9 protein-coding genes and 1 pseudogene are annotated in these 8,085 nt (G+C 70.4%); 6 read left to right on the top strand and 4 right to left on the bottom strand.

The genetic code is table 11. The features are described from left to right. Both ABZ260_RS41255 and ABZ260_RS41250 read left to right on the top strand, forming a co-directional pair. A partial coding sequence (locus ABZ260_RS41255; protein ID WP_355628619.1) for a hypothetical protein occupies nucleotides 1-842 on the top strand: 842 nt, incomplete at its 5' end. Nucleotides 843-974: 132 nt separating this feature from the next. Continuing rightward, nucleotides 975-3,209: a heavy metal translocating P-type ATPase gene (locus ABZ260_RS41250; RefSeq protein WP_355628616.1), complete on the top strand. Its 2,235-nt coding sequence runs from the start codon at nucleotides 975-977 to the stop codon at nucleotides 3,207-3,209. A 4-nt stretch (nucleotides 3,210-3,213) separates the two neighbouring features. On the opposite strand, the gene ABZ260_RS41245 is transcribed toward ABZ260_RS41250, so the two are convergent. The 3 genes from ABZ260_RS41245 to ABZ260_RS41235 form a co-directional block, all read right to left on the bottom strand. Further along, nucleotides 3,214-3,867 carry a hypothetical protein gene (locus ABZ260_RS41245; RefSeq protein WP_355628613.1) on the bottom strand — a complete coding sequence of 218 codons (654 nt, stop codon included), beginning with the start codon at nucleotides 3,865-3,867 and terminating at the stop codon, nucleotides 3,214-3,216. Between the two features lie 51 nt (nucleotides 3,868-3,918). Further along, nucleotides 3,919-4,614 carry a hypothetical protein gene (locus tag ABZ260_RS41240; protein WP_355628611.1) on the bottom strand — a complete coding sequence of 232 codons (696 nt, stop codon included), beginning with the start codon at nucleotides 4,612-4,614 and terminating at the stop codon, nucleotides 3,919-3,921. A 179-nt stretch (nucleotides 4,615-4,793) separates the two neighbouring features. Beyond that, nucleotides 4,794-5,282 (bottom strand): STAS domain-containing protein, encoded by a 489-nt coding sequence (locus ABZ260_RS41235; RefSeq protein WP_355628608.1) that lies wholly within the window; start codon nucleotides 5,280-5,282, stop codon nucleotides 4,794-4,796. Nucleotides 5,283-5,549: 267 nt separating this feature from the next. On the opposite strand from ABZ260_RS41235, the gene ABZ260_RS41230 reads away from it, so the two are divergent. Beyond that, the gene (locus ABZ260_RS41230) at nucleotides 5,550-6,032 is read left to right on the top strand and encodes a MarR family transcriptional regulator (RefSeq protein WP_355628605.1); all 483 of its coding nucleotides are present in this window, start codon (nucleotides 5,550-5,552) and stop codon (nucleotides 6,030-6,032) included. A gap of 23 nt (nucleotides 6,033-6,055) precedes the next feature. On the opposite strand, the gene ABZ260_RS41225 is transcribed toward ABZ260_RS41230, so the two are convergent. Further along, the gene (locus ABZ260_RS41225; RefSeq protein WP_355628602.1) at nucleotides 6,056-6,340 is read right to left on the bottom strand and encodes a YiaA/YiaB family inner membrane protein; all 285 of its coding nucleotides are present in this window, start codon (nucleotides 6,338-6,340) and stop codon (nucleotides 6,056-6,058) included. Nucleotides 6,341-6,499: 159 nt separating this feature from the next. Between ABZ260_RS41225 and ABZ260_RS41220 the strand changes: the two genes are divergently transcribed. From ABZ260_RS41220 to ABZ260_RS41210, 3 genes and pseudogenes are all read left to right on the top strand, one after another. After that, entirely contained in the window at nucleotides 6,500-7,057 is a 558-nt protein-coding gene (locus ABZ260_RS41220; RefSeq protein ID WP_355628599.1) for an MFS transporter, read from the top strand. A 186-nt stretch (nucleotides 7,058-7,243) separates the two neighbouring features. Continuing rightward, nucleotides 7,244-7,810, top strand: coding sequence for a copper chaperone PCu(A)C (locus ABZ260_RS41215; protein ID WP_355628596.1), 567 nt, complete (start codon nucleotides 7,244-7,246; stop codon nucleotides 7,808-7,810). Nucleotides 7,811-7,831: 21 nt separating this feature from the next. Next, nucleotides 7,832-8,085, top strand: a pseudogene (locus ABZ260_RS41210) (hypothetical protein); the annotation flags it as partial.

Genomic DNA, 8,085 nt, shown 5'->3' with positions numbered 1-8,085 from the left:
CGGCCACCGACTTCTACGACCTGATCGTGATCGGGGGCGGCCCCGGCGGGCTGGGGGCACCGGCCGTTCCCGGCGGGCTCCAGGTCTCCCAGGGGGGATACACGCTCCTGCCGGAGACCGACGAGGTCAAGGCGGGCAAGCGGACCGACTTCCGCTTCTCGGTGATCGGTCCCGGCGGCCATCCGGTCACCGGGTTCACCACCCAGCATGACAAGAAGCTGCACCTCATCGTGGTCCGCCGCGACCTGACCGGCTTCCAGCACCTGCACCCCACCCAGAAGGGCGGGGTCTGGTCGGTCCCGCTGGAGCTTCCCGCCGCCGGGGAGTACCGGGCGTTCGCCGACTTCGCCCCGGAGGGGGCGGAGGCCATGACGCTCGGCATGGATCTGTCGGTGGCGGGTGACTACCGGCCCGAGCCGCCGGCCGTCCCGGCGGAGACCGCGAAGGTGGGCGACTACACCGTCACCCTGGCCGGCGACCTGGTGCCCGGCCGTACCAGCATGCTCACGCTGTCGATCTCCAAGGACGGGAAACCGGTCACCGACCTGGAGCCCTACCTGGCCGCGTACGGTCACCTGGTCGCGCTCCGTGACGGCGACCTGGCCTACCTGCACGTGCACCCCGACGGCGCGCCCGATGACGGGCGCACCGCGCCCGGCCCGGACATCACCTTCTACGCCGAGGTGCCGAGCGCGGGGACCTATGGGCTCTACCTGGACTTCAAGCACGCAGGCACCGTGCGCACCGCCGCCTTCACCGCCGCCACCAGCCCGGATCCCGAGGTCGGTGGGGCCACGGCGCCGGCCGGGGACGGTCACGGCTCCCACGAGCACGGACGGTAGCCGTGAAATACCCCGAGGGGGTTATGTGTTCCCAAGGTGAGAGGGCAGAACATGTCCGCCCCCACCCGTGGCGAGGCGCCCCGACGAGCCGCATGGCCGAGTACGACGGCAGACGAGACACAAGGAGAGGACATGACGTCCATGACCACCGGTAGGCCGCCCGCCGGCGGCGAGATCGAGCTTGCCATCGGTGGCATGACCTGTGCCTCCTGCGCGGCACGCATCGAGCGCAAGCTCAACAGGCTGGACGGGGTGACCGCGACCGTCAACTACGCCACCGAGAAGGCGAAGATCGCCTACCCCGGTGACGTCACCCCCGAGGACCTGGTCGCGGAGGTCGAGAAGGCCGGATACACCGCCGAGCTGCCCGCCGCGCCGTCCCCCGAGGGAACGGCGGAGCCGGTCGAGCCGGACGTGCTCACGCCGCTCAGGCAGCGCCTGATCATCTCCATCGTGCTGTCGGTGCCGGTCGTCGCGATGGCGATGGTCCCGGCGCTGCAGTTCGACAACTGGCAGTGGCTCTCCCTGGCCCTGGCGGGACCCGTCGTGGTCTACGGCGGCTGGCCCTTCCACCGGGCGGCCTGGACCAACCTGCGGCACGCCGCCGCGACCATGGACACGCTGGTCTCGATGGGGACGATCGCCGCATTCGCCTGGTCCCTCTGGGCCCTGTTCTTCGGTACGGCCGGGATGCCGGGCATGCGGCACGGCTTCGAGTTCACCCTCTCCAGGGGCGACGGCTCGGGGAACATCTACTTCGAGGCCGCCGCCGGAGTGATCACCTTCATCCTCGCGGGCCGCTACTTCGAGGCCCGTTCCAAGCGCCGCGCCGGTGCCGCGCTCCGCGCGCTGCTGTCGATGGGCGCCAAGGAGGTCACGCTGGCCTCCGGGGAACTCGTTCCCGTCGACAGTCTCAAGGTGGGAGACCTCTTCCTGGTACGGCCGGGGGAGAAGATCGCGACCGATGGCGTGGTCGAGGAGGGTTCCTCGGCCGTGGACACCTCCATGCTGACCGGTGAGTCGGTTCCCGTCGAGGTGCGGCCGGGGGACACCGTGGTCGGCGCCACCGTGAACGCCGGGGGACGGCTCGTGGTCAGGGCCACCCGGGTCGGGTCGGACACCCAGCTCGCCCAGATGGCCAGGCTGGTTGAGGACGCGCAGAACGGCAAGGCCGCCGTACAGCGGCTGGCCGACCGGATCTCCGCGGTGTTCGTGCCGATCGTGATCGCCCTGTCCGTGGTCACCCTGGGCTTCTGGCTCGGCACCGGTTCCGGAGCCGCCGCGGCCTTCACCGCCGCCGTGGCGGTGCTCATCATCGCCTGCCCCTGCGCCCTGGGCCTCGCCACGCCGACCGCGCTGATGGTCGGCACCGGCCGCGGCGCCCAGCTGGGCATCCTGATCAAGGGGCCCGAGGCACTGGAGTCGACCCACGGCATCGACACCGTCGTCCTGGACAAGACCGGCACCGTGACGTCGGGCACGATGACCCTCAAGGACGTCTTCACCGCGGAGGGGCAGGATCGCGACGAGGTGCTCCGGCTGGCCGGGGCGCTGGAGGCGGCCTCCGAGCACCCCATCGCCCGCGCCGTCGCCCGCGCCGCGGACTCCACCGCCAAGGTCGAGGACTTCGCGAACATCGAGGGCCTGGGCGTCCAGGGTGTCGTCGACGGGCACGCCGTTCTCGTCGGGCGCCCCCAACTGCTCGCCGAATGGTCGCAGCACCTGCCGGCCGACCTTTCGGAGGAGCTGGACCGGGCGTGGGCGCGCGGGGAGACCGCCATCGCGGTCGGCTGGGACGGCAAGGCCCGCGCGGTGCTCACCGTCGCCGACGCGATCAAGCCCACCTCGGCCGAGGCGATCGCCGCGCTGCGCGCGCTCGGCCTGCGCCCGATCCTGCTGACCGGCGACAACGAGACGGTGGCCCGTACGGTCGCCGAGGCCGTCGGCATCAACGCCGTCGACGACGTCATCGCCGACGTGCTGCCTGCGGACAAGGTGGAGGTCGTCAAGCGTCTCCAGGCCGAGGGCCGTACCGTGGCCATGATCGGCGACGGGGTCAACGACGCCGCCGCGCTCGCCCAGGCCGACCTCGGCATGGCGATGGGCACCGGCACCGACGTCGCGATCGAGGCCTCCGACCTCACCCTGGTCCGCGGCGACCTGCGGGTGGCCGCGGACGCGATCCGGTTGTCCCGCCGCACGCTGCGCACCATCAAGGGCAACCTGTTCTGGGCCTTCGCCTACAACGTGGCCGCCCTCCCGCTGGCCGCGTTCGGGCTGCTCACCCCGATGATCGCCGGAGGCGCGATGGCGCTCTCCTCGGTCTTCGTGGTCAGCAACAGCCTCCGGCTGCGCCGCTTCAGGTGACCGGTCACCGTACCGGCACCGCCAGGTCGGCGGAGGGTGCGGGTTCGACGTCAGGGCTCGGTGCGGGGTCTCCCGCGCCGAGCCCGTCGCGTTCCGACAGCCGGAGGATCCTGCCGACCGTCGCTGAGTCCGCGGCGTAGATGTGCGGCACGTCGACGAAGATCCTCATCGACCCGCAGCCCACCGTGAGGCCGTCCGCCACCTCGCTCTGGACACCGCGCAGCGGCACGTAGTTCAGGTAGCTGGTGAACGCGTTCTGGGACCGGAAGGCGGCGGTCATGGCCAGCCGCCCGGCACGGAGCCTGAAGGCGAGGCTGGTCAGGCAGGGCACCGCGTCGGGCTGCTCGCCGGGAACGGTCAGCGAGATCCAACCGCTCTTGGTGTACGGCTTGGAACGGAGCACGTCGACGATCCAGCCGAGCTGGTCGACACCGAGCAACTGGCGGAGCCGCCCTCCGTAACTGTACTTGAAGGGTGGCACGATCGACCGCTCGCTGAACTTGCTGGCGTACAGCGGGATCTTCCCCGCGTCGCCGTAGCACTTCAGGACCGGATCGTCCCAGGCCAGAGTGGTGATCTCGAACAGTACCGCCGGTGCCTCGATGATCGGGCCGCGGTCGTCCAGGGCGGGCCGGCCGTTGTTCGTCACGTGTCGCATCAGCCAGATCCACGTCTCCCCACAAGACGCGAATCTGAGGAGGTCGGGCATTCAGGTCTCCACGTTGGGGAAATGGAAGGGATTGTGTGGGAGCCGGCGTTGCCGGGAAACGTTGGCGCGGATGTAGTAGACGAAGTAGTGGATCATTGTGAGCAGCCCGATGATCACCAGGAGCAGGGCCGTGGTGGGCACGGCTCCGATCATCCCGAGCACGCCGACCGCGATGTAGGAGCTGTTGACCAGGGCCAGCATCATCACATTGATCCCCGGCCAGGCCAACGGCGCGTACGTCTCCGGATAGCGGGGGTCCACCGGCAGGTTGGGAGTCCAGCCGAGGGCCGAGAACTGGTCCTTGAGGTGGACGACGTAGAGCAGACGGAAATTGTTGAGCGCCCGCGCGGTTCTCATGTGCGCGTTCACCGCCTCGATCAGCCGCAGGAAGGGCAGTACGCTGAGCAGCCCGAACGCGGCGACCGTCGCGAACAGGTACCAGGGCACGCCCTGCCATGAGGTCAGCATGTTCGGGCTGATCACTTTCGCGCCGGTCAGCGCGATCGCGGCGGCGAACGGGGCGGAGAGCAGGCTCATGGAGAGCCTGGTCATCTTGATGCGCTCGTCCTTGGCGGCCAGGTAGACCTGGTACGTCCCGGTGAAGTCCACGGACACGAGGGCAAGGAATTCCCTGGGTGCCACTGGCAGCCCGTCCAGGGTCTCGGGCAGTGCTTCCGCGGTCGCCCGCGGTGACATCTTCCGCATCGGGACCCCACTTTCGACGAAGAGTGGATTTTCCCGTAGGAAGATATTGACTCACTTGTCAGGCTAATGAGTGTGTTTTGACGACATATATCTCAGGACTTCTGCGGGCACGTCACCCACGGGGCGCGGCCGGCCGTTCACGGCGGCGGGGCGGGGCCCGCCGGTGCCCTTCAGCCTTCCGCCGTCCCGGTCCCACCGGCCAGCAGTGCCTCCTCCACGGAGGCGGCCATCGTGAAGTAGCCCAGCAGCCCGGTGGTGGCGAGCATGTGGCGCAGCGTCCGGCTCGCCCCGGTCACCACCAGGCGGGTCTGCGTCTCCTGGCTCCGGCGCAGGATCCACAGCAGCTCCGCGAGCCCGGTGGAGTCGCAGAAGGTGAGCCCCGCCAGATCGAGGATGAGCAGGGGGGTGGCCTCGGCCCGGGTGCCCGGAGCCGTCTCGAATGGGGGCGGGACCAGTGGGGACGGGGAGGGTGGGTTCTCCGGGAGGAGCGGCGGGGGAGAGAGCGGAGAGCCGTCGGTGCTCGTGCTCCAGAAGCGGGCGAGTTCCCTCCGGAAGATCGGTGCGTAGTCGTAGTCGAGTTCGCCGATCGCCCGGACCACGATGGCGCCCTCGTGCGCGCCGGTCGAGACGGAGAGCGCGTTCACACCTTCGGGTGGCATGGAAAGACTCCTTAAGCCCGCGGTTCACAAGGCGGGCGTTCCCTCCGTCTTACCAGGTATGTGGAGTCGGCTGCCCCACCGGAGGGCGGAATCATCTGTCTCCGCCGGCTCCGCGAGGTCTTTTCTTATCCCCATGCGCTCTCCTTCGTCCGGATCGCCGCCTGCCGCGGGCCGCGGTGTGGCGCCGGACGGCGGGCGGCTAAGTTGGATCCGCCCATATCATTTATCTCACGAGCTAAATCTCTTAGATGGTAAGGAGAATTCGCGATGGAAGGCAAGTCCGGCCCCGGGGCCTCGCCGCTGGATGTCCTGAGCCGGATGGACCAGCTGATCGCGTTGAGCATGGTCGGGCAGCACACGCTCGCCGAGCGCCTTGGCATCAACGTCACGGACCTGACGTGTCTCGGCTTCATCCTCGGCGCGAAAGGGGAGGCGCTCACCGCGGGGCGCCTCGCCGAACTGGCGGGTCTCACCACCGGGGCCGTCACCGGGGTGGTCAACCGCCTGGAGAGCGCGGGCTACGCCCGGCGCGTCCCCGACCCCCACGACCGCCGTCGCGTCCGGATCGTCCCCGAGGGGGACCCGGCCGCCCGCATCGCGGTGGCGTACGAACCCACCTACCGGCGGCTCATCGAGCTCTTCGAGAGCTACGGCCCGGACGAGCTGGCCGTCGTCTCCGACTGGTTCACCCGCGCCGCCGACGCCATGCGGATCTCGCTGGCCGAGATCCGCGAGTCTCCGGCGCCCTAGCCCCGCCCGGCGGCGCGGGTGCGTCAGTCGTTCCTGAAGGGGTCGTGCTCCGCCAGCAGCTTGTCCAGCCTGGCCTGGTCGACGCGGCTGACGACCGTGGCCTCCTCGCTGCGGTCCCGGACGCACTTGGCGAGAGTGAACGTCGACGTCACCACGTAGAGCAGCCCGATGCCCATGAAGGACCGGACCCAGGTGGTCACGGGCAGGTAGGCGATACCGATCACCATGGCCGCCACCGACAGTCCGAACGAGATGACGGCCTGCAGGTAGAAGGCGGGGGTCGTGGTGTTCTTCACCGGTCGTGTCATGCCTTCCATCGTCGAGACCATCCGCCTTTCGAGGCATGAGTGCGGCTACTTAGTTACCGGTGAGTACGGCAGTGCGGCGACCGGCCTGAGGTGCTGAAAGCCCGCTTCGCCAAGGGGGGTCCGTGAACCGCCACGGCGACATGGGATGATTGCCGGACCATGCCCGCGACCTGGCCTTTCCGTATCGCCCGCGCCGCCGCTTTCGCCGCGGTCTGCCTGGGCCTGAGCGTGATGGCGCATGTCCTCGCGGGAGGCTCGGTCTCCGCGCCGAGCGCGGCCGCCGCCCTGGCCCTCGCCTTCGGCGCGGCCCTCGCCGCCTCGGGGCGCGAGCGCACGCTGGCGGTGATCCTGCCGCTGCTGGCGGGTGTGCAGGCCGGGGTGCACGTGCTGTTCTCCCTCGCGCACGCGGCGTCCCCCGTCGAGCTCATCGGGCATGTCCACGCGGGGCTGCTGCCCGGACTGGGCATGCTGGTGACGCACGGGTGGGCCGCCGGGCTGACCGCGCTCTGGCTGGCGCGCGGCGAGGCGGCGCTGTGGGCGCTGCTGCGACGGCTCGGTGCGCGGCTAGGCCGCGTGCTCATCGTGCCCGTGACCCCGGCGTACGTGTCCTTCCTCGCCCCGCCCGCGATCGAACCGGGCGTTCTCCGCTCCGCCGTGCTGCGCCACGTTCTCAGCCGGCGTGGCCCTCCCCGGACCGTCACCGCCGCCTCCGGCTGACCGCGCGGGTCACCCGGGGGCATCAACCGTTCCCGAGCCCGCACGCGCGGGCCTGCGCCGACGCGGCCTTCCTGCCGCCCGGCGGACCGAACCAGCGTGACAGTTCCGGGCTGCCTGCCCGGCATGGCCATCGAGCGGCGATCGGCCGCGGCCTGTCGGACGGCCGGCCAGAAGAGAGGCATCATCATGTCCGTTCGTCGTATCACCCCTGCCGGAATCCTGGTCGCGGCCGCGGTGGCCCTGGCCGGGTGCGGCTCCCAGAGCACCGTCGCCCCGGCAGCGGCCCCCGCCGCGGCCCCCGCCACCTCCGCCGCTCCCGCGTTGACGATCACCGACCCGTGGGTGAAGACCGCCAAGAAGGGGATGAGCGCCGCCTTCGGCACCCTGGTCAACAACACCGACGCCGAGGTGACGGTCCTCTCCGCCGCCTCGCCGCTGTCGCCGAAGGTCGAGCTGCACGAGGTCGTCGACTCCAAGGGAAAGATGATCATGCGCCCCAAGGAGGGCGGGATCGTGATCCCGCCGAGGGGCACCCACCGGCTCCAGCCCGGCGGTGACCACATCATGCTGATGGGCGTCACCGAAGCGGTGAAGCCCGGAGCCGAGATTCCCTTCACCCTCAATCTCAAGGACGGCAAGACCCTGGAGTTCACCGCGGTCGGCAAGGACTTCGCCGGAGGCCAGGAGAACTACCAGCCCGGCACGGACCCGGAGGGCCACGAGGGCATGGGCACGGGCGAGAGCCACGGCTGAGCGGGAAGCGGAGTAGAACTCATGCCAGATCCCCGAATCAGCCGTAGGGGACTGCTCGCGGGGGGCGCCGTCACCGCGGCCGGCGCCCTCGCCGCGTGCGCTCCCGACCAGGCTGTCCCCCCGGCCGCTCCCCGGCCCGCTCCGGCCGTCCCCGTCTCCGGCGGTTCCGCGGTGGAACCCTTCGACGGGGTCCACCAGGCGGGCATCGCGACCCCGCCACAGGCGACGGTGACCGGGACGAGTGCGACGGTGTCGGGGTTGGGGGTGTGCGAGGC

Origin of the sequence: Streptosporangium sp. NPDC006013 (genome assembly GCF_040614275.1) — a bacterium.
Classification (GTDB): domain Bacteria; phylum Actinomycetota; class Actinomycetes; order Streptosporangiales; family Streptosporangiaceae; genus Streptosporangium.
The sequence above is the reverse complement of the archived record's forward strand: the minus strand, read 5'-3'. Positions and strand labels throughout refer to the sequence as shown.